This is a genomic window from Sphingomonas sp. (genome assembly GCF_036388215.1).
Classification (GTDB): domain Bacteria; phylum Pseudomonadota; class Alphaproteobacteria; order Sphingomonadales; family Sphingomonadaceae; genus Sphingomonas.
On sequence record NZ_DASVSH010000031.1, the window covers coordinates 1 to 17002 of the forward strand.

Here is a 17002-nt window from a genome sequence, read left to right on the forward strand (position 1 = left end):
CCACCGCTACGCGGCGGGCCCCTGCCCTCTCCCAAAGGGAGAGGGAGTTACCCCTCCTGATCCGCCCGACTGACCCCCGCGCCATCCAGATTGCGCGCGACGAACTCCCAGTTGATCAAATTCGCCGTCACCGCCTCCAGATAGCCCGGCCGCGAGTTGCGGTAATCAATGTAATAAGCATGCTCCCACACATCGATCGTGAGCAGCGGCTGCATGCCCTCATGCGCCACCGGCGTGTCGGCATCGTGCAGCGAGGTCACCTTGAGCTTGCCGCCGTCGAGCACCAGCCAGCCCCAGCCATTCGAGAAGTGCGCGGTCGATTCCGCCACGATCTTCTTCACCAGTTCGTCGGCGCTGCCGAATTCGGAGGTAATCAGGTCGGCCAGCTTGCCGCTGGGCGCGGCCTGAGTGGGGGTGAGGCATTGCCAGAAGAAGCTGTGGTTCCAGATCTGCGCGCTGTTATTGAATAGGCCGCGGTCGCCGGTTTCCTTGGCGTGCGCGATCACTTCGCTCAGCTTGCGGCCCTCGAGTCCCTTGTCCACGACGAAGCCATTGGTTTTGTCGACATAGGCCTTGTGATGCTTGCCATGATGAAATTCGAGCGTCTCGGCGGACATGTGCGGCGCCAGCGCGCCCTTGTCGTAAGGGAGCGGGGGAAGTTCGAAAGCCATGCGTGGGCACTCCTGGGAATTGGACTTGCCAAGCCCAACGCACCCGCCAGGCTTGCGGCCCCCCGCCTAATCGCAATCAGACTGTCGGTCCCACAAATTTCATTGCGTGTGACAAAGCGGAAAAGCGATCATAGAGTGCGTGATCAAGCCAGCGGGGCAGCTGGCCGGCCAGTCAGTCAGGGGAGCATTTCATGGACAAGTTTTTCGGCAATCTGCACGCGGTGCTCGCGGTAGGATTCGTCCTCGCGATCGGCATCCTGCTGTCGCCCTTCTACACCGATTACGTGACGCTCGACGCCAATCACATCTTCCAGTGGCTCCACGTATTTTTCGGAATAATCTGGATCGGGCTGCTTTATTATTTCAACTTCGTCCAGATCCCGACGATGCCCTTGATCCCCGCCGAGCATAAGCCCGGCGTCACCAAGCATATCGCGCCCAAGGCATTGTTCTACTTCCGCTGGTCCGCCTTGCTCACCGTGATCACCGGCGCGATCCTCGCCTGGCTCTATGACGAACTGCACGAGGGCCTGACCTTCCAGGCCGGCTATCAGCTCATCGGCGTGGGCATGTGGCTGGCGCTGATCATGGCCGCGAATGTCTGGTTCGTGATCTGGCCAAACCAGAAGAAGGCGCTGGGCCTGGTCGAAGCCGACGACGCCACCAAGGCCAAGGCCGGCAAGACCGCGATGATGGCCTCGCGCTTCAACGTCATGCTGTCGATCCCGATGCTGCTGGCGATGACCAATATGCATTGATCCTTCTTCTCCCCTCCCTTTCAAGGGAGGGGAGACGGGAGGTCAGCCCCCCGCCCCCAGCAGCTCATGCCGCTTCAGCGCATGCCGCAACTGGTCATAGCTCAGTCCCAGCGCCTCGGCGGTCGAGCGCTGGTTGAAGCGGTGCTCGGCCAGCGCGCGCGACAGCAGCTCGCGCTCGAAGCGGTTCACTCGCGTCTTGAAGTCGCTGCCGCTGTCCACCCCGGGAAGCGGCGCGGGCGACTGTTCCGCCGCGGCGGTCGCCACGGGCGCAGGGCTCCCCGTCCCCCCCCGCGGACGGAAGGGCGACTGGAACGGGTCGATCTCGATCGCGTCCACCGGGCCGGAATGCTCCCATCGATACACCGCGCGCTCGACTACGTTGCGCAGCTCGCGCACATTGCCCGGCCATTCGTAATGCTCGAGCGCGTCCAGCGCATTCGGGCCCCAGCCGGGCCAGTCGTCCATCCCGATCTCGGAAGCCATGCGCCGGCCATAGAAATCGGCAAGCACCCGCACGTCGCCCTTGCGGTGCCTCAGCGGCGGCAGGGTCACAACTTCGAAACTCAGCCGGTCGAGCAGATCGGGGCGGAAACTGCCCTTCTCGACGCGATCGGGCAGATGCTCGTTGGTAGCCGCGACGATGCGGACATCCACCTGCACCGGGCGCGGCGACCCGATCCGGTGAATCTCGCCATATTCCACGGCGCGCAGCAGCCTTTCCTGCGCACCCATCGAAAGCGTGCCAAGCTCATCGAGGAACAGCGTCCCTCGATGGGCTTCCTCGAAGCGCCCCGTCCGCGCCTTGGTCGCGCCGGTGAACGCGCCAGCTTCGTGCCCGAACAATTCGGCCTCGATCAGCGTCTCGGGCAAGGCGGCGCAGTTCATCACCACCATCGGCTGGTCCCAGCGCGGGGAGAGGCGATGCAGCCGCTCGGCGACGAGTTCCTTGCCCGTTCCCCGCTCGCCGATGACCAACACCGGGCGATCGAGCGCGGCGGCCCGGCTCGCGCGCTCAAGCGCCTCAAGAAAAGGTGGCGACTGCCCGATAACGTGAATTGTCCGTTCCATACCGAACCCTTGGCGAATTTTCCCAAACATTGGCAAGCCGTAAAATGCGGCTGAACGTCTGATGAACGGTTAAAACGGCGAAAAACCGCGATTTTCGCAAACTGGCACGGCTTATGCTGAGTATCAGGCAAGCTCGATCAACGGGCCAACGAAAACAAGCCCAAGTGGGCCGAGGTTCAGGGAACTCATCATGACTTACACCGCCAACAACTTCCGCAGCGCCCTCTTCGCCGTCTCCTTCGCCCTGATAAGCAGCGTCCTGCTGCTCGCCGGCACGGTTTCGGCGCCGCTGGTCGCCTAAAGCAGTCTACCGCTCGCCTGCCCCGGCGAGCGGCACAGCCGGGAGGGTGTCCCCCTAGGCCCTCCCGGCAACCCCATCCCCGAAGGAGTATTGATTATGGGTATCTTCTCTCGAACCCGCGACATCATCGCCGCGAACGTCACCGATCTGCTCGACAAGGCCGAAGACCCGGCCAAGATGATCCGCATGATCATCCTCGAGATGGAGGAGACCCTGGTCGAAGTCCGCGCTTCCGCGGCCCGCACGATCGCGGACCAGAAGGAAATGCGCCGGCACATCTCGAAGCTCGAAGGGCTTCAGGCGAGCTGGACCGAAAAGGCCGAACTGGCGCTGTCGAAAGGCCGCGAGGACCTCGCCAAGGCCGCTTTGGTCGAGAAGCAGAAGGCCGCCGACATGTGCGAGCAGCTGACCGCAGAGATTTCGGTGCTCGACGAGACGCTTCGCGCTTCGGAAGAGGACATCACCAAGCTCCAGACCAAGCTGCGCGAGGCCCGCACGCGCCAGAATTCGGTCACTGCCCGGCTGGAAAGCGCGAACAACCGCACCCGGCTTCGCGAGATGACCAACGGATCGAAGATGCAGGACGCCTTCTCGCGCTTCGACGTGCTCGATCGCCGAGTGGATTTCGCCGAGGGTCGCGCCGAAGCGGCCGGCCTGGGCGCTATCCCCAAGACACTCGAAGAGGAAATCGCCGAGCTGCGGTCGAGCGAAAAGGTCGATGCCGAACTCGAAGCGCTGAAGAAGCGCGTCGGCAAGGGGGCCTGATCAGATGGACGAGGTCCTGATCCCGATCTTCGTGGTCTCCATCCTCTTCCTTGGGCTGCCCTGGCTGATCTTCCATTACGTAACCAAATGGAAGCAGTCCGGGACGATCACGGGCGAAGACGAGAAGCTCTTGGACGAGCTCCACTATGTCGCCCGCCAGCTCGAAGAGCGCCTAATCACCGTCGAGCGGATCATTGCCGCCGATAACCCCGATTTCCGCCCGCTGCGCCCCGAGCGCGACGAGGAATTTGATCTCTCAAGGAGGAATTGAGATGTCGAGCCGTACCAAGTTCTACCTGGACAAGCAGAATTCCAAGGTCATGGGCGTCTGCTCCGGGCTCGCCGATTATACCGGCATCGAAGCGATCTGGCTGCGTGTCGGCATGGTCGTCCTCGCGCTCTCGACCAGCGGCACCGTGATCATCGGCTATCTGCTGATCGCCTGGCTGGCCCCGAACAAGCCCGCCGGCCTCTATGAAGGCCCGGAGGAAGCGAAGTTCTGGCAGGGCGTGCGCAGCAATCCGCGGCGCACCACCAGCGAGGTCCGCTCGAAGTTCCGCGACATCGATCGCCGCCTGGCGGATATCGAAATGTACTATACGAGCCGCAACACGCGTCTCGCCGACGAGATCGACAGCCTGCGCTGAGAAAGAAGGAACAGAAATGAGCAGCATCCTGATCCCCCTTCTCGGAATTTCCTGCGGCCTACTCGCGATCGTCGGGGGCGTGTTCTTCAAGCCCTGGCTCGCGATGCAGCAGCGCAAGATGGAGATTGAAGCCCAATTGGTCGCCGAAAAGGCCGCGCAATATGCGGCCCAGACCGAGCGGCTCGAACAACGGGTCCAGGTCCTCGAGAGGATCATCACCGATCGCGGGGTCGCTCTCGCCGATGAAATCGACAAGCTGCGCGACGCGCCGCTCAACTGACATGCCCCGCTGCGCATGGCGCGGCAACACAAGGAAAACCCAATGCTGATCGTATTCGCAGTGCTGACGGCACTGTGCGGGGGAGGTATTGCCCTCGCCGAAAGCCGGGATCGCCCCCGCCGCCGCGCCGAGCGGCTTGCCCAGGCGGCACCGCAAAACTGATAGCGCCGACACGGCGCGCCAAAGGGAGGTTTATGCAATGAATCCGTTTGAAATGGTCGTCGCAATCGTAGTGATCGCCACGATCGGCGGCGTCCTGAAGGCGCGCTACGGCATTCACAAGGACAAATGGGGCAACGAATCCTATCGCGGTGGCCACGACCCCGTAGCGGATGTCGAAAAGGCCCGGCTCAGGGACGAAGTCCGCTCGCTCAAGGAGCGTGTCCAGGTTCTCGAGCGCGTAATCACCGACAGCGAAACCAGCAGTGTGCGTCTCGATCGCGAGATCGAATCGCTGCGCGACCGCTAATAACGTCTGTCCAGGGAGGAATGACGTGACCAACGATCCCAATCTCTACATCACCCTCGCCATTTCGGGCCTTTCGGGCCTCGGCATGGTCACTGCGGCGAGCCTTTCGGGCTGGCGTAGCTGGCTCGCTCTCAAGCGGCAGGAACTGATCGAGCGCCACGCCGCCGATGCACAGACCGGAACTTCCGGCCCCTCGATAGGCTCGCGCATCGAAGTCGCGGACCTCAAGGAGCGCATCCGCAAGCTCGAAGCGATCGCGGCAGGCGTGGATCTGTAAGCCCTGTAATCACTTGCAGGGACTTCATCAGGCCGATACCTCTTCGCTTGCGCAAGTGAAGGGGGCGGATGATGGGGAAGATCCTGGCACTGACGGCGATCGTCTTGGGGCTTGCGTCACCCGCATTGGCCCAGAAGGTCACCCTCGCGGATGCGACCGCCGTCGAGGTCGGCAGCGGCCGTTACGCCGCCCAGTCGCGCGAATGCCGTTGGCAACAGCCAGCGCTCGGCGTGACGGTCGGTGTAGCCACATTCTTCACTAACAGCCGCGCCAAGGCGGACACCGGCCAGGAAGTGCCGTACACCCCTCTCCCCAGGGCGGAAGCGTGCGGAGGCCCGGTCGACATGCAGTCCCAGACCTATGCCGCGCAGGCCGCGCTCGAGTGGCTGACACGCCAGCGCGTCATGTATGACCTCACCCAGCAAGCCGGGTGGGGCCAGGGGCTGGTTAACATCCCCCTCGCTTCGGTCAGTGCGGGCGAGCCGCTGCGGTCGACGCTGGAAAAGCAGTTCGCCGCCAGTCAGCCCGCGCAGTTCAAGGCATGGGCGGAAACCGTCCAGCGCGAGACGATCACCGACCTCAATTTACTGTGCGCCGCGCGCAAGGCTTACGGACTGAAAACCGGGGAGCGCGCCTGCCCCGCCGTCCCGCCCGAATATGCGCCGTTCGTCCCAATCGCCAAGATGCGCGTCGAGGCCGTCGAATTCCTCGCCAGTCGGCTCCCGGGCGAAGCCGCCAAGGGTGCGCGCGGCGAATTCGGAATTGCTTATCGGGTGACTGGCGGCATGCTCGTGTTGCGGCAAGGCCCCAGCTACAGCTTCAACCAACCGTGCCGCGCGGGGGAGCTGGTCGTCTTTCCCGACGCTCCCGATACGATCGAGAAAGCCGGAGCTTTCGAAATGACGCTGCGCCGGCGCATGCAGGACGGCGCCTTTGGACGCGCGCATTTCAAGAAGGAAGCCGACGGCAGTTATGCGCTGGTCAAGGCGCCCCCAAGCACGGCTCTTTCCGAGCTCGAAACCGGGCCCTATGCAGTCGTCTTCAAGATGTGCTTGGGCAATTGATCGCCGAAGTCGCTTGGCGATTGGAAACGAGGCAGCCCGCGCTATATCGCTCGGATGCGAACCCTCTCCAGCGTCCACGATGAGTATGAGTTTCTCGAAACCGACGATCGCTATCGCCTGTTGATCGATCTTGGCCGCGCGCTGGATCCAATGCCCGATGCCCTCAAGACCGACGCCACCCTCGTTCGCGGCTGCTCGGCCTCGGTGTGGGTATATCCCACCCGGCTGGAGGACGGCCGCCTGCATTTCCTAGCGGATTCCAACGCAGCGATCACCAAGGGGATCATCGCCCTGGTCCTGCTGACCGTCCAGGACCGCGCCCCGGCCGATATCCTAGCCACCGATATCGCGTCCGCCCTCGCCCCCTTCGATCTGGGCAACCAACTCAGCTCGAACCGGACCCAGGGCATTCCCAACATGATCGCGCTGATCCGCGAGACCGCGCGCCGATACGCTTAGCGCTCTTCCGGCTTCCAGTTCCGCGCCTCCTCGGCGGACTTAAGCACGTCATATGCCGCCTGGATCGCCTGGAAGCGCCTGGCCGCGTCCGCATCGCCGGGCTTGAGATCGGGATGATTCGCCTTGGCCAATCGCCGCCACGCCAGCCGCACGGTTTCGAAATCGGCGTCCACTTCGAGTTCGAGCAAGTCGAGCGCGCGCATTTCGTCGCGTGAGCGCGTGCCGTCGCCGGGGCCGGCCCAGCTATTGTGCTTGCTCTCCGCGAAGCCGCCCGCATCGCGCCGCTCCTCGGCTTCGCGCTGCGCCGCTTCCTCCGCGGTCAGGCCTTCGAAATAATTCCAGTTGCGATTGTATTCGCCCGCGTGGTTCTCGCAGAAATACCAGCGCTCGGGGCTGTTCGGCGATTTGGGCGCGGGCCGGTCGCCGGGTTCGCTGCAGCCATGCCGGTCGCACAGGCGCACAGCCACGGCCTCACGCTCAGCCCCATAAGCGCGCCAGCGCGGGAAACCCCAGTCGGTGTTACGTGTCGAGCGCGCCATAGGATGGGGCAGATAGGGGCGCGGGGGCCTAAAGGCTAGCCGTCGCGCTCTTCTTTCTCCCCTCCGTGGAAGGGAGGGGCTGGGGGTGGGTTGCGAGCGAAGCGAGCGCTCTGCCGAATTGGCGCTGACGCGCCATACCCACCCTTAACCCCTCCCTTGCAGGGTGGGGGAATGAGAAGAAAAATGCCAGAGGGTCTATAAGCCGGGTTCTGTCCTCGCTTCCCAAGTCTCCCTGAGCGGCGATGTGCGGCCATTCCTCTAGGAGGCGGATTGCTCCGCCCCTCAAGCAACCAACCCGGACGACGAGGCGGAAAACCTCATGTGCCGTCCCTATTCGGTCTTGCTCCCGGTGGGGTTTACCATGCCGCTTCTGTTGCCAGTCGCGCGGTGCGCTCTTGCCGCACCCTTTCACCCTTGCTCTTAGTCCCGCCGTCCGAAGACTTGGGAACCAGTGAGCGGTCTGCTCTCTGTGGCACTTTCCCTGGGCCAAAAATCGCTCTCTGGCCCGCCGGGCGTTACCCGGCACCGTTTTTCCGTGGAGCCCGGACTTTCCTCGCGTGCTTGCGCACCCGCGGCCGCCCAACCCTCTGGCGGGAACGCTGTAGCCCAGTCTGCGGCAAATGTAAGTCCCGCATCTAGCTCGCGCGCATGGAAGACCTAGTCACCTTAAATCTGAGGTTTGCGAGGTCGAACGCCGCAGTGCTCCCGCTGCCAAACGTATAGCCTTCCAGAAGACGCACTTTTCCCTCTTCCAGGGACAAGATGAAATGAATCGGATCCGGGAAGCCGTCGATGCAAGCCAGGGTCTGCTCTCCCGGCGTCCAGTGACCCTCAACGAGGGGCACCCTGTCGGGGACGGCGATGTCGGTATAGAAGCCGCCACCTGTATTTTCGCGCGCGGTCACGATGGCGACAGCGATCTGCCGTTCGAGCGCTGCCGCGTGTTCGGGCGTCTCGGAGAAAATCGAGCGCAGCGCCGCCAATTCCATCGGGGTGAATTCCATCAATCATCCCCCTGCGGCCTGGGCAGCAGCAATGCCAGCAACAGGCACCGGCACTCTCCGTCGATCTCGCCATCGATCATCTCGGGCCGGAAGCGCCGCTGGAACGCGACCACCGCCGCCCGCCGGTCCTCCACGTCATATCCGAACCGCTCCAGCGCCAGCATGAACCCGGCATCGGGCCAGCCCGGATCGATCAAATTCTTCGTCGGGCGGGGCAGCGCCAGCCGCAGTCGGGCCAAGGCGTGCCAATTGAACAACTCCCCCGGGTCCTGTTTGCGCGCCGGGGCTACGTCCGAATGGCCTACCACATTGCCCCGCGTGATGCCGTGCCGCGCCTTGATCTCTGCGACGAGTGGAACCACCGAGCTCATCTGCGCATCGGTGAAATTACGATAGCCATGCTCGTGGCCGGGGTTGACGATCTCGATCCCAATCGAGGCAGAATTCACGTCCTTTATCCCGCGCCAATGCGCGCGGCCCGCATGCCAGGCGCGCTTGCTCTCATCCACCAGGCGCAGGATCGTGCCGTCTTCATCGACCACATAATGCGCGGAGACTTCGGCAGTGGGGTCGCGCAGCCGGTCGATCGCGGCCCGGGCGGTTTCCATGCCGGTATAGTGGAGCACGATCATGCTCACCGGCAGCTTGCGCTCGTTGAAATTCGGAGACGGCGCGTCGATGATCGAAAGATCGCTCACCCGCATAGTTATGGCCGCTTGGGGGCCGCGATCAACCCGCCGCCGCGGTCCGCGAGGTAAGCAGCGAAGGGATCGCCGCGCGATAGAAGCCGCGATAGGCCTCGCTTGGCGTGAAATGCTCGGTCTGGCCGATTACGGTCTCGCCCGCGCCGAGCACCAATAGCCCGCCCGGGCGGATCGCGGTGGAGAGCGTGTCGAACACCCGGCGCCGCATGCTGTGCGAGAAATAGAGCAGCACGTTGCGGCACAATATGATGTCGAACTTGCCGGGAGGCGCGGGATCCGCGGTGAGGTTCTGCTGGCGAAACTGCACGCGGCGAAGCAGTTCGGGCTTGGCTGCCCAGTCGCCGCCGATCGTGTCGAACCAGGTCATCATGCGCCGGACGGGAAGCCCGCGCTGGATTTCGAATTGGGAGAACTTGCCGGCTCGGGCGCGCGTCAGCGCGGCCGGCGAAATGTCGGTCGCTATGATTTCCGGGACTGCCTCCCCCTCGGCCGATGCCGCCTCCGAAAAGAGCATCGTCAGGCTCAGCGGTTCCTGCCCGGTAGAGCATCCGGCGGACCAAACGCGCAGCCGGCGGGCTCCGGCTTCAATCTGCATTTCGCGCGCCGCCGCGCCCACCGCTTCGAGCACCGCGGCATCGCGGAAGAAGCTCGTTTCCTGATTGAGCAATGCATCCACCACCTGGTCTCCCAGCTCCCCCGTCCTCGCGGCCACCAGTTGCGCCACCAGTTCGTCGAGGCTCGCCAGTCCGCGCTCACGCAGGATCGGCTTCAGCGCCGTCTCGATTCGCCACGCGCGATTGGCAGCGATCTGCTGGCCCGCGCGCTGCTCGAGAAGGGCCGTGATCATGTTCATAGCGCCTGGCGACGCGGGAGACTGGGCCGGCGGGATCATGCCCCGCCTCCCCGACCCGCGACCAGGCGGCCGATTTCGTCCGGCGGCAGCACGGCGCTGGCCCGGCCGGCATTGGCGATCGCGCCGGGCATCCCCCACACGACCGAAGTCGCCTGGTCCTGGACCAGTACCCGCGCGCCCGCGTCGATCATGTTCCCCGCGCCGTCGCATCCATCGCGCCCCATGCCGCTCAGCACGACGCCAAGCGCTCGCTTGCCATATACCTGGGCGATGGTCTCGAACATCGGATCGACAGACGGCATGCAGCCGCTCGCGGCCTTTTCGCGCGTCAGCCGGATCGCCGCGCCGCCGGAAGTGCGCACGACCCGCATGTGCGCGTCGCCGGGCGCGACGATGATCCGGCCCGGACGAATGCGCATGCTGTCGGTCGCTACTTGGCAAGGCCGCCCGCCGAGCACCGCCAGTTGCGCGGCGAAATAGCTCATGAACGTCGCCGGTAAATGCTGGGTGACCAGGATGGGTTTCTGGAAGCTGGTCGGGATCGCCCGGAGAAACTGGCTTAGCGCGTGAATGCCGCCGGTCGAGGCTCCGATCGCGACCAGATCGAAATCGCGCGGCGCGGCCACCGGGCCATAGCCGCTGGGGGAACGGTGCGTGTCTGCTGGGGTCTCGAACAGCCTCGACAGCCGCTCCTCGAGCACTTCCGCAAAGCGCCCGCCGAATGCGCCGATGCTCGGTTTCACCAGCGTGTCCGCCGCGCCCAGCGCCAATGCCTGAACGCTCACGCCCGCGCCTTCATCGGCCGAAGAGGAAACGATCAGCACCTTGGCGCCCTCGCTGGCGATCAACAGGTCGGGAAGCGCGGTGAGCCCGTCGATACCGGGCATTTCGATATCCAGCAGGATCACATCGACGCGATTCTTGGCGAGCCAGCTCAGCGCCGCGCGCGCGTCGCTGAACGCCCCGGCCACCGCGAAGCGCCGCGTGCCCTCCACCATCCTGCCCAGCACCGATCGCGCGACCACCGAATCATCGATGATCAGCACGCGCGATGGCGGAGCGGCGTGGTTGGCGAGATTGGTGCGCGACATCGCTTATCCCTCAGCCGAAGCTCAGGCGACGCCGACGATCTGCAGCTTGCTTTCGAGCGTTTCGCGATCGAACGGCTTCATCACATAGTCGTCGGCGCCCGCTTCGATCGCGGCGCGAATATAGGCCATGCCGTTCTCGGTGGTGCAAAACACCACCTTGGGCCGCACCGGCAGCCCTGAATCCTTCAGCGCGCGCAGGAAATCCATTCCGCTCATCACAGGCATGTTCCAGTCGAGCAGGATCACGTCGGGCGGGGTCTCAAGACAACTGTCGAGCGCCTCGCGGCCGTCGCCGGCCTCGCGCACTTCGAAGTCGAGCGTTTCGAGGATATGCCGGGCGACCTTGCGGATCACCTTGGAGTCGTCAACGACGAGACAAGTCTTCATTTTACCCTGTTCCCCGTAAGCCAGGTGCCTGGACTTTCACTGTGCATCGCAAGACGTAAGCTTCGCGTTAATCTCGGAAATTAGTTTATCGCCGCCTGGCTCGGCACTAGGCTGGCGAGATCGATCGCAAGGATCGGCTCGCCATCGCGCGACACCACGCCGCGGCCCGCGACGCTCCAGGCGGCATCCAGCGAAACTCCGCCGGCCAGCGGCTGAAGCTCGAACGGAGCCACATCGTCCAGGCCATCGACAAGCATCGCATAATGATGCCCCTCGACCCGCGTGATCACCGCGCGCCGCGCTTCGCTGGTCCCGGCGACCCCCAGAGCGGATTGAGTGTCGATTACCGTCACCACCTTGCTCCTGAGCGCCGCGAGCCCGCGCACATGCTGGCTCGCGCGCGGCACCGGCGTGACCTTCCCGATATCGACCACCGATTCGACCTGATCCGAATCGATCGCAACTGAGCGGCCGGCGATCCTGGCGATGAGATAGAGGTGCGCCATCAGCGGCCGGCCTTTCCGGCCATCTTGGCCTCCAGCGCGGAGAGGAGTCCGGCGCGGTCGTAGCGATAGACGCTGTCATCCGCGGTTCCCGCGGCAACGCGCCGGCGGCGTAGGCGCACCACCGGCGCGGCCTCGGCAGGCGCGAGCGAGGCATCGTCGGATGAGAGAACGACGGATGCGGATTCGCCCGGTGCGAGCTTGAAGGCGACGCGGTAACCGGATGTTTCGAGCAAGGGACGGACGAAGGAGGCGATCCAGCCATCTTCGTCGCCCGCGATAAGGCATATCGGGCGAACTTCGTCATTCTCGCCATCGCGATCGGAATGTGCGTCGAACACCCACAGGATATCGAGCAATTCGATCTGTTCGCCCTCGAACAGCACTACGCCGGAAATCGGCCCGGCTTCCCGCGCCGGCGTTATGTCATCAGGGAGCATCACGATATCGATCGCTTCCTCGATCGCGTAACTGACTTCGTTGGCGCCGTCCTTCAGCCGCATCACGTTCAGCCTCTCGCGCCCACCCAGCTCTGCGCACGCGGCGAGCGGAATGATGCGGCCGTCGATCGCGAGCCGCAGTCGCCCCGCGGCAAAGCGGACGTTGGCGGCGTCGATCTGCTCGATGCGGTCGACCGCGACCACCGGCACTGCGCGCCGCACCCCGTCCAGGTCTCGGAACAACAAGGCTGGAATGCCCTTCACCGCCGCTTCGGCTTCTTCGTCGTCGAACGACTTGTGCCCGCCGTTGCCAAAATCCAGTCCGGCGACGCTGGCCAGGCCCGCGCAATCGAGCAGCAGCATGGGCAGCCCCGAATCGGGCAGCGTCTGCCCGGCATAGGTTCCGCACGCCATTACGGCGGGCGATGCCGGCTTGATCACGAGTTCTTCGGTGTCGAAAACGGTGTCGGCGCCCAATGCGTAGCTTCCCTCGGGCACGCTGACGATCGCGATCATCCGCCTCCCATCCAGCTGCGCGCGCTCCAGCCCCAGCACGCTGCACAGGTTGAGCATCGGCATCCGCCGCCCGCGAAGAGTGAGCATCAGCGCGCCGCCGATCGTGTCGATGCGGATCGCCTCGCCGCAATCCGTGACGATCTCCTCGATCGCCTGGCGCGGCACCGCGAAGCGCTGCCCCCCTGCGCCGATGACGATCGCGGAGATGATCGACAGGGTCAGCGGCACATGGATCGCGATCCGCAGGCCCTTGCCTGGATTGTTGTCCAGCTCGACACGTCCGCCGATCTGCTCGATCGCCGCGCGGACCACGTCCATGCCCACGCCGCGCCCCGAAATCTCGGTAACTTCGTCCTTGCTCGAAAGGCCTGGCTCGAAAACCAGGTCGAGCTTGGCGCGTTCGGGCAGCGCCCGAAGCTCGCGCTCGTCGCCGCCGCTCTGCACACGCTTGGCGATCAGCCGCTCGGTGTCGATGCCGCGGCCGTCGTCCGCAATCTCGATGATGATCTGGTTGCCCGATTGACGCGCCGAGACGATCAGCCGCCCATTTTCGCGCTTGCCCGCCTTGCGTCGTTCGCCGGGAGCTTCAATGCCGTGATCAATCGAATTGCGCACGATATGAACAAGCGGATCGCGCATCATCTCGATCATCTCGCGGTCCAGCTCGACGTCCGATCCCTCGACGTGCAGCGTGACCGACTTGCCCAGCCCGGCCGCCGTATCGCGCACCATGCGCGGCAGCGCGGAGAACAGGGCGTCGATCTTCTGCATCCGCGTGCGCGTAACCGTGTCACGCATTTCGCCGACGGTAAGCGAAAGCCGCTCGAGCGCCGATTCCAGCGCCGGGTCCATATCCCCCTCACGCACATGCCGGGCGAGCTCGTTGCGTGCGAGCACCATGTCCGACATGCCCGACATCATCCGATCGAGCAGGTCGACGCTCAGCCGAACGCTGCGCGCCGGCGCGCGTTGCGCCCCGCCCACCGGCGTGGCCGCCACTGTATCGGTGCCTTCGGCCAGGGCCGCAATCAGCAGGTCTTCGCCGCTATCGTCCAGGCTGTCGCCCGAATCGATCGCCTCCACGATCACGCCGATCCGATCGACCACCGCCAGCACTGCGTTGACCAGCCCGACATCGGGCACGCGCTCGCCCCTGCGCACTTGGTCGAGCACATCTTCGGCCGCGTGGCTCAGCCGCGCGAGCCGGGGCAGATCGAGAAAGCCGCAGCTTCCCTTAACGGTGTGAACGAACCGGAAGATCGCATCGAGCCGGCCCTTGTCGTCAGGATGCGCTTCCCACGCCACGATCTCGCCCGAAAGCGCCTCAAGCGTCTCGCGCGTCTCGGCAATGAATTCCTGAAGCAGATCGTCCATGCGGCCCCGAAGCAAATTTGCCCGGACGTTCTGCGGGATAGAGGGTTAAGGGCGGGTTAGCCTTGGTGTTCGCACCGTACTCTGGGTATCATGCCGTGCATGGCTGCTTGAGGGCCTATGATCGATTGGCGCACACTATTGGGACTCAAGCGCCGCCCGGCCAAGGACGGGGCGCCTGAAGAGCCTTATCGAATCTTCACACGCGCTTACGACGTGGAACTGGCAGCGCTCGATATTCCTGAAAAATTGCGCTCGATCAGCCCTGATCGGCGCGAATGGTGCGATGAGCAGGGCGTGGCCTGGCAGAAGGCGCAAGATCAAGCCAGCCACTTCATTACAGATCAGATCCCAACGAACGATGCGATCCGCGCGGTTCTGGGAAGTGATGCCGCGAGTTTCGCGGTCACCTTCTTGATTGATCAATCGGGCTCGATGAAAGGGAAGCCGATTTGTGCCGTCGCTGCTTCAGTATCTGCGGTGCAATCCGCGCTAGCCGCAGCTGGCGCTAGCACCGAAGTTCTTGGGTTTTCCACCGCTGGGTGGAGAGGAGGCTTCGCACGCGACAAATGGCTCCGATCCGGTCGGCCAAGGCGGCCCGGCCGCCTGTGTGCCCTGCTGCACGTGATCTATAAGTCCGCCGGCGAAACGGAGTGGTTGGAACAGTCAAAGCGCGCAATGCTCCACCCTGATCTTTTGCGCGAGAACATCGATGGCGAAGCGCTGGATTGGGCAGCAAGCCGCCTAGCGGCGTTGCCGCACGCACATAAGCTGCTGATAGTGATGTCAGACGGCGCACCGGTCGACGATTCCACGTTAATGGAAAACGGACCGTCCTATCTCTGGCGAGATATGCTCCGAGCCATTTCGCAAATTCAAAATGGCGGCATAATGACGCTTGGCGCGTTGGGCATCGGGTATGCCGTGGACCGGATTTATCCGTATTCGCGCGAAGGTGATGTCGATACTTTGCCCGCCGCCCTCACACTTCTGTTCGCCGATCTCATGAGCAATCGCCAGACTCCTAGCCGACTCTAAAGCTCGCCCCAAACAGCAACACTTCCGCATCCGGCGGGCTCACCTGCAGCACGCCGCCGCCCTGCGTGACCAGCGCATGCGCCAGATACGCCGCCGCCGCGCGCGGCGTGATAGGCAGGTCGTCCTTGCCGCCCGCCAGCGCGCTGCGCAGCTCGGGGTCGAGCACGATCCGCGGGCCGTCCGCGCGCACGACGATCTCTATATTTCCGTCCACGATCTCCGCGCCGATCGCCAGATCGCCGCCCCGGACCAGCGCGTCGCCCCCGATCAGCGCCAGGTTGAGCAGCACCTTGATCGCCTGTTTGGGAAGCACCGGATCTTCAACCATCCAGCCGACATTCACGCGATGGTTCTCGCCGAACAGGCCGTCGATCGCCGCCGCGGCTTCGCGCGTATCGACGGTTTCGCCGAAGCCACCCGCGGCGCCGAAAGCAAGCCTGAAGAATTTCAGCTTGTTGGCCGAAGCCTTGGCGCTTTCGCTGAGCAGTTCCAGGCAGCGCGCGCGCATTTCCGGATCATGCTCGTCGGCGAGCAGTTCCAGGCCATTGTTGAGCGCGCCAACGGGGCTGAGCAGGTCATGGCAAAGCCGCGAGCAGAGCAGGCTGGCGAAGTCGGTCGGCGAAATGTTCAAATGGGTGCACTCCAGCGTGTCGCGCACCTATTGGCGCACCACGCTGGATGCTGCAAGGCGCGGCTAGACGACTTTGCGGCCGCTGAACAACTGGATCAGGCCTACGATTAGCGCGACTACAAGCAGGATGTGGATCAGCCCGCCCGCCACGTTGAGCGTGAAGCCCAGCAGCCAGAGCACGAGAAGTATGACGGCGATGGTCCAAAGCATGGCTACTCTCCCTGTTGATGAGTCGCCAACGGGGCCGGAAGCGAAACGTTCCATGCGAGGCGTGCGCCCTATCCGCGCCTCATTCCGGTCGCTTCGCCTTCGACGGGTTCTCATCTGGGGGCCGCACCGCCGCCGCGATCGCCGCGTCGGGCGTGTCGGCCCCAGGGTAGATTTTCTCCAGTTCGTCTAGCGTGGCGCTGACGCACTGTTGCGCGACCTTTTCTCTGTGGTAACCCTTCAGCGCGCAGGCCCGCAGGATCCTGCACATCAGCCGGACCGCTTCCGCATCCTCGCCCCGCCGCCGCGCCACGCAAACCTTCAATTGACGGCCGCGAAGCGCGTAATTGATGCCGACCTTGCGGAGCCGCCCGGTCACCGTGATGTGATTATCGGCGCTTTCCGTCATCGATTGAGGCAGAGCGGAAGCCGGATGAAGGGCCAATGCCAGCAGCAGGACCGTCGCCGCGATCCGCCCACCTACAATCCGCCTGGCTAAGTGCATGGCTGTCCTCTCCCCCGGCAGCTTCTGCCACGAAGCGGGCCGAATTCAAACCAGATCGACTGCCATCGCGACCGGGTTGAAAGCGCTCCCGCCCGTTGCCCGCCACAGCCGGGCGTCGTCACCGGCGATGATCAGCCACAACTTGCCATCGGGGGCGGCCATCGCGGCGTCGGTGGCGGACGGCGTTGCGTCGCCGCTCGGGTGGGAGTGCCAATACCCGGCAATCTTCTGCCCCCCTGCCCGCTCCGCCTTCAGCGCCGCGAACAATGCGAGCGGGTCGATCTCGAATTCGCGATCGGGATTTTCCGACACATTTTCCGTCACTTGCATTTCCGCGATTTGGCCGTCCGCACCGAACAACAGTCCGCAAGCCTCGCGCGGCTCCGCCTCTGCGGCCGCGCGCTGAATTGCTTCGATAACACACCTTGAAATTCTTACCCGCATCGCCATCTCA

Annotated in this window: 24 protein-coding genes and 1 other RNA gene; 10 read left to right on the top strand and 15 right to left on the bottom strand. The window is 64.2% G+C overall.

Annotated features, from left to right (window positions below; translation table 11 throughout):
- Positions 1-47: 47 nt before the first annotated feature.
- Positions 48-671, bottom strand: a complete 624-nt coding sequence (locus VF617_RS12415; RefSeq protein ID WP_331015215.1) for a superoxide dismutase — start codon at positions 669-671, stop codon at positions 48-50.
- Between the two features lie 191 nt (positions 672-862).
- Here VF617_RS12415 and VF617_RS12420 point away from each other — a divergent pair, with 191 nt between their 5' ends.
- A complete protein-coding gene (locus tag VF617_RS12420) occupies positions 863-1429 on the top strand; it encodes a urate hydroxylase PuuD (RefSeq protein WP_331015216.1) in 567 nt (188 codons plus the stop codon).
- A gap of 42 nt (positions 1430-1471) precedes the next feature.
- On the opposite strand, the gene pspF is transcribed toward VF617_RS12420, so the two are convergent.
- On the bottom strand, positions 1472-2497 hold the full coding sequence (gene pspF, locus VF617_RS12425; RefSeq protein WP_331015217.1) for a phage shock protein operon transcriptional activator: 1026 nt from the start codon (positions 2495-2497) through the stop codon (positions 1472-1474).
- Positions 2498-2894: 397 nt separating this feature from the next.
- On the opposite strand from pspF, the gene pspA reads away from it, so the two are divergent.
- From pspA to VF617_RS12465, 8 genes are all read left to right on the top strand, one after another.
- Positions 2895-3563 carry a phage shock protein PspA gene (gene pspA / locus VF617_RS12430; protein WP_331015218.1) on the top strand — a complete coding sequence of 223 codons (669 nt, stop codon included), beginning with the start codon at positions 2895-2897 and terminating at the stop codon, positions 3561-3563.
- 4 nt (positions 3564-3567) lie between these two features.
- A complete protein-coding gene (gene pspB / locus VF617_RS12435) occupies positions 3568-3834 on the top strand; it encodes an envelope stress response membrane protein PspB (RefSeq protein WP_331015219.1) in 267 nt (88 codons plus the stop codon).
- Between the two features lies 1 nt (position 3835).
- Positions 3836-4210: an envelope stress response membrane protein PspC gene (pspC, locus tag VF617_RS12440; protein WP_331015220.1), complete on the top strand. Its 375-nt coding sequence runs from the start codon at positions 3836-3838 to the stop codon at positions 4208-4210.
- Positions 4211-4226: 16 nt separating this feature from the next.
- Entirely contained in the window at positions 4227-4490 is a 264-nt protein-coding gene (locus tag VF617_RS12445) for a hypothetical protein (protein WP_331015221.1), read from the top strand.
- Between the two features lie 199 nt (positions 4491-4689).
- The gene (locus VF617_RS12450; protein WP_331015222.1) at positions 4690-4959 is read left to right on the top strand and encodes a hypothetical protein; all 270 of its coding nucleotides are present in this window, start codon (positions 4690-4692) and stop codon (positions 4957-4959) included.
- An 85-nt stretch (positions 4960-5044) separates the two neighbouring features.
- Positions 5045-5236, top strand: a complete 192-nt coding sequence (locus VF617_RS12455; protein WP_331015530.1) for a hypothetical protein — start codon at positions 5045-5047, stop codon at positions 5234-5236.
- A 71-nt stretch (positions 5237-5307) separates the two neighbouring features.
- Positions 5308-6300 carry a hypothetical protein gene (locus tag VF617_RS12460; RefSeq protein WP_331015223.1) on the top strand — a complete coding sequence of 331 codons (993 nt, stop codon included), beginning with the start codon at positions 5308-5310 and terminating at the stop codon, positions 6298-6300.
- 54 nt (positions 6301-6354) lie between these two features.
- Positions 6355-6759: a SufE family protein gene (locus tag VF617_RS12465; RefSeq protein WP_331015224.1), complete on the top strand. Its 405-nt coding sequence runs from the start codon at positions 6355-6357 to the stop codon at positions 6757-6759.
- Here the strand turns inward: VF617_RS12465 and VF617_RS12470 are convergent.
- The 9 genes from VF617_RS12470 to VF617_RS12510 all read right to left on the bottom strand — a co-directional run bounded on the left by VF617_RS12470 (position 6756) and on the right by VF617_RS12510 (position 14170).
- Positions 6756-7298, bottom strand: a complete 543-nt coding sequence (locus tag VF617_RS12470; RefSeq protein WP_331015225.1) for a J domain-containing protein — start codon at positions 7296-7298, stop codon at positions 6756-6758. The genes VF617_RS12465 and VF617_RS12470 overlap by 4 nt on opposite strands.
- Before the next feature lie 182 nt (positions 7299-7480).
- An RNA gene (gene rnpB, locus VF617_RS12475) (RNase P RNA component class A) lies at positions 7481-7889 on the bottom strand.
- 44 nt (positions 7890-7933) lie between these two features.
- Positions 7934-8302, bottom strand: coding sequence for a hypothetical protein (locus VF617_RS12480; RefSeq protein ID WP_331015226.1), 369 nt, complete (start codon positions 8300-8302; stop codon positions 7934-7936).
- The gene (locus tag VF617_RS12485; RefSeq protein WP_331015227.1) at positions 8302-9006 is read right to left on the bottom strand and encodes an N-acetylmuramoyl-L-alanine amidase; all 705 of its coding nucleotides are present in this window, start codon (positions 9004-9006) and stop codon (positions 8302-8304) included. The genes VF617_RS12480 and VF617_RS12485 overlap by 1 nt, the downstream gene beginning before the upstream one ends.
- Before the next feature lie 25 nt (positions 9007-9031).
- Positions 9032-9859, bottom strand: coding sequence for a protein-glutamate O-methyltransferase CheR (locus tag VF617_RS12490; RefSeq protein ID WP_331015531.1), 828 nt, complete (start codon positions 9857-9859; stop codon positions 9032-9034).
- A gap of 35 nt (positions 9860-9894) precedes the next feature.
- Positions 9895-10950, bottom strand: a complete 1056-nt coding sequence (cheB, locus tag VF617_RS12495; RefSeq protein ID WP_331015228.1) for a chemotaxis-specific protein-glutamate methyltransferase CheB — start codon at positions 10948-10950, stop codon at positions 9895-9897.
- A gap of 21 nt (positions 10951-10971) precedes the next feature.
- The gene (locus VF617_RS12500) at positions 10972-11337 is read right to left on the bottom strand and encodes a response regulator (protein ID WP_331015229.1); all 366 of its coding nucleotides are present in this window, start codon (positions 11335-11337) and stop codon (positions 10972-10974) included.
- An 80-nt stretch (positions 11338-11417) separates the two neighbouring features.
- Positions 11418-11843, bottom strand: coding sequence for a chemotaxis protein CheW (locus VF617_RS12505; RefSeq protein ID WP_331015230.1), 426 nt, complete (start codon positions 11841-11843; stop codon positions 11418-11420).
- The gene (locus tag VF617_RS12510) at positions 11843-14170 is read right to left on the bottom strand and encodes a chemotaxis protein CheA (protein ID WP_331015231.1); all 2328 of its coding nucleotides are present in this window, start codon (positions 14168-14170) and stop codon (positions 11843-11845) included. Before VF617_RS12510 ends, VF617_RS12505 begins: the two co-directional genes overlap by 1 nt.
- Positions 14171-14287: 117 nt before the next feature.
- Here VF617_RS12510 and VF617_RS12515 point away from each other — a divergent pair, with 117 nt between their 5' ends.
- On the top strand, positions 14288-15205 hold the full coding sequence (locus tag VF617_RS12515) for a cobaltochelatase CobT-related protein (protein WP_331015232.1): 918 nt from the start codon (positions 14288-14290) through the stop codon (positions 15203-15205).
- On the opposite strand, the gene VF617_RS12520 is transcribed toward VF617_RS12515, so the two are convergent.
- The 4 genes from VF617_RS12520 to VF617_RS12535 form a co-directional block, all read right to left on the bottom strand.
- Entirely contained in the window at positions 15192-15836 is a 645-nt protein-coding gene (locus VF617_RS12520; protein ID WP_331015233.1) for a histidine phosphotransferase family protein, read from the bottom strand. The two genes, VF617_RS12515 and VF617_RS12520, sit on opposite strands and share 14 nt — an antisense overlap.
- Positions 15837-15899: 63 nt before the next feature.
- The gene (locus VF617_RS12525; protein ID WP_331015234.1) at positions 15900-16046 is read right to left on the bottom strand and encodes a lmo0937 family membrane protein; all 147 of its coding nucleotides are present in this window, start codon (positions 16044-16046) and stop codon (positions 15900-15902) included.
- A gap of 79 nt (positions 16047-16125) precedes the next feature.
- Complete coding sequence (locus VF617_RS12530; protein ID WP_331015235.1) at positions 16126-16548, bottom strand: hypothetical protein; 423 nt, start codon at positions 16546-16548, stop codon at positions 16126-16128.
- A gap of 45 nt (positions 16549-16593) precedes the next feature.
- On the bottom strand, positions 16594-16998 hold the full coding sequence (locus tag VF617_RS12535; RefSeq protein WP_331015236.1) for a M67 family metallopeptidase: 405 nt from the start codon (positions 16996-16998) through the stop codon (positions 16594-16596).
- Positions 16999-17002 lie beyond the last annotated feature (4 nt).

What these genes read in the sequence shown, in the direction of transcription:
- pspC (WP_331015220.1), top strand. Translation starts at nt 3,836, where the DNA reads ATGTCGAGCCGTACCAAGTTCTACCTGGACAAGCAGAATTCCAAGGTC.
- VF617_RS12535 (WP_331015236.1), bottom strand. Translation starts at nt 16,998, where the DNA reads ATGGCGATGCGGGTAAGAATTTCAAGGTGTGTTATCGAAGCAATTCAG.
- VF617_RS12480 (WP_331015226.1), bottom strand. Translation starts at nt 8,302, where the DNA reads ATGGAATTCACCCCGATGGAATTGGCGGCGCTGCGCTCGATTTTCTCC.
- VF617_RS12505 (WP_331015230.1), bottom strand. Translation starts at nt 11,843, where the DNA reads ATGGCGCACCTCTATCTCATCGCCAGGATCGCCGGCCGCTCAGTTGCG.
- VF617_RS12455 (WP_331015530.1), top strand. Translation starts at nt 5,045, where the DNA reads ATGGTCACTGCGGCGAGCCTTTCGGGCTGGCGTAGCTGGCTCGCTCTC.
- VF617_RS12460 (WP_331015223.1), top strand. Translation starts at nt 5,308, where the DNA reads ATGGGGAAGATCCTGGCACTGACGGCGATCGTCTTGGGGCTTGCGTCA.
- VF617_RS12490 (WP_331015531.1), bottom strand. Translation starts at nt 9,859, where the DNA reads ATGAACATGATCACGGCCCTTCTCGAGCAGCGCGCGGGCCAGCAGATC.
- VF617_RS12415 (WP_331015215.1), bottom strand. Translation starts at nt 671, where the DNA reads ATGGCTTTCGAACTTCCCCCGCTCCCTTACGACAAGGGCGCGCTGGCG.
- VF617_RS12525 (WP_331015234.1), bottom strand. Translation starts at nt 16,046, where the DNA reads ATGCTTTGGACCATCGCCGTCATACTTCTCGTGCTCTGGCTGCTGGGC.
- VF617_RS12465 (WP_331015224.1), top strand. Translation starts at nt 6,355, where the DNA reads ATGCGAACCCTCTCCAGCGTCCACGATGAGTATGAGTTTCTCGAAACC.
- pspB (WP_331015219.1), top strand. Translation starts at nt 3,568, where the DNA reads ATGGACGAGGTCCTGATCCCGATCTTCGTGGTCTCCATCCTCTTCCTT.
- VF617_RS12485 (WP_331015227.1), bottom strand. Translation starts at nt 9,006, where the DNA reads ATGCGGGTGAGCGATCTTTCGATCATCGACGCGCCGTCTCCGAATTTC.
- VF617_RS12515 (WP_331015232.1), top strand. Translation starts at nt 14,288, where the DNA reads ATGATCGATTGGCGCACACTATTGGGACTCAAGCGCCGCCCGGCCAAG.
- pspF (WP_331015217.1), bottom strand. Translation starts at nt 2,497, where the DNA reads ATGGAACGGACAATTCACGTTATCGGGCAGTCGCCACCTTTTCTTGAG.
- VF617_RS12470 (WP_331015225.1), bottom strand. Translation starts at nt 7,298, where the DNA reads ATGGCGCGCTCGACACGTAACACCGACTGGGGTTTCCCGCGCTGGCGC.
- VF617_RS12500 (WP_331015229.1), bottom strand. Translation starts at nt 11,337, where the DNA reads ATGAAGACTTGTCTCGTCGTTGACGACTCCAAGGTGATCCGCAAGGTC.
- VF617_RS12420 (WP_331015216.1), top strand. Translation starts at nt 863, where the DNA reads ATGGACAAGTTTTTCGGCAATCTGCACGCGGTGCTCGCGGTAGGATTC.
- VF617_RS12445 (WP_331015221.1), top strand. Translation starts at nt 4,227, where the DNA reads ATGAGCAGCATCCTGATCCCCCTTCTCGGAATTTCCTGCGGCCTACTC.
- pspA (WP_331015218.1), top strand. Translation starts at nt 2,895, where the DNA reads ATGGGTATCTTCTCTCGAACCCGCGACATCATCGCCGCGAACGTCACC.
- VF617_RS12450 (WP_331015222.1), top strand. Translation starts at nt 4,690, where the DNA reads ATGAATCCGTTTGAAATGGTCGTCGCAATCGTAGTGATCGCCACGATC.
- cheB (WP_331015228.1), bottom strand. Translation starts at nt 10,950, where the DNA reads ATGTCGCGCACCAATCTCGCCAACCACGCCGCTCCGCCATCGCGCGTG.
- VF617_RS12510 (WP_331015231.1), bottom strand. Translation starts at nt 14,170, where the DNA reads ATGGACGATCTGCTTCAGGAATTCATTGCCGAGACGCGCGAGACGCTT.
- VF617_RS12530 (WP_331015235.1), bottom strand. Translation starts at nt 16,548, where the DNA reads ATGCACTTAGCCAGGCGGATTGTAGGTGGGCGGATCGCGGCGACGGTC.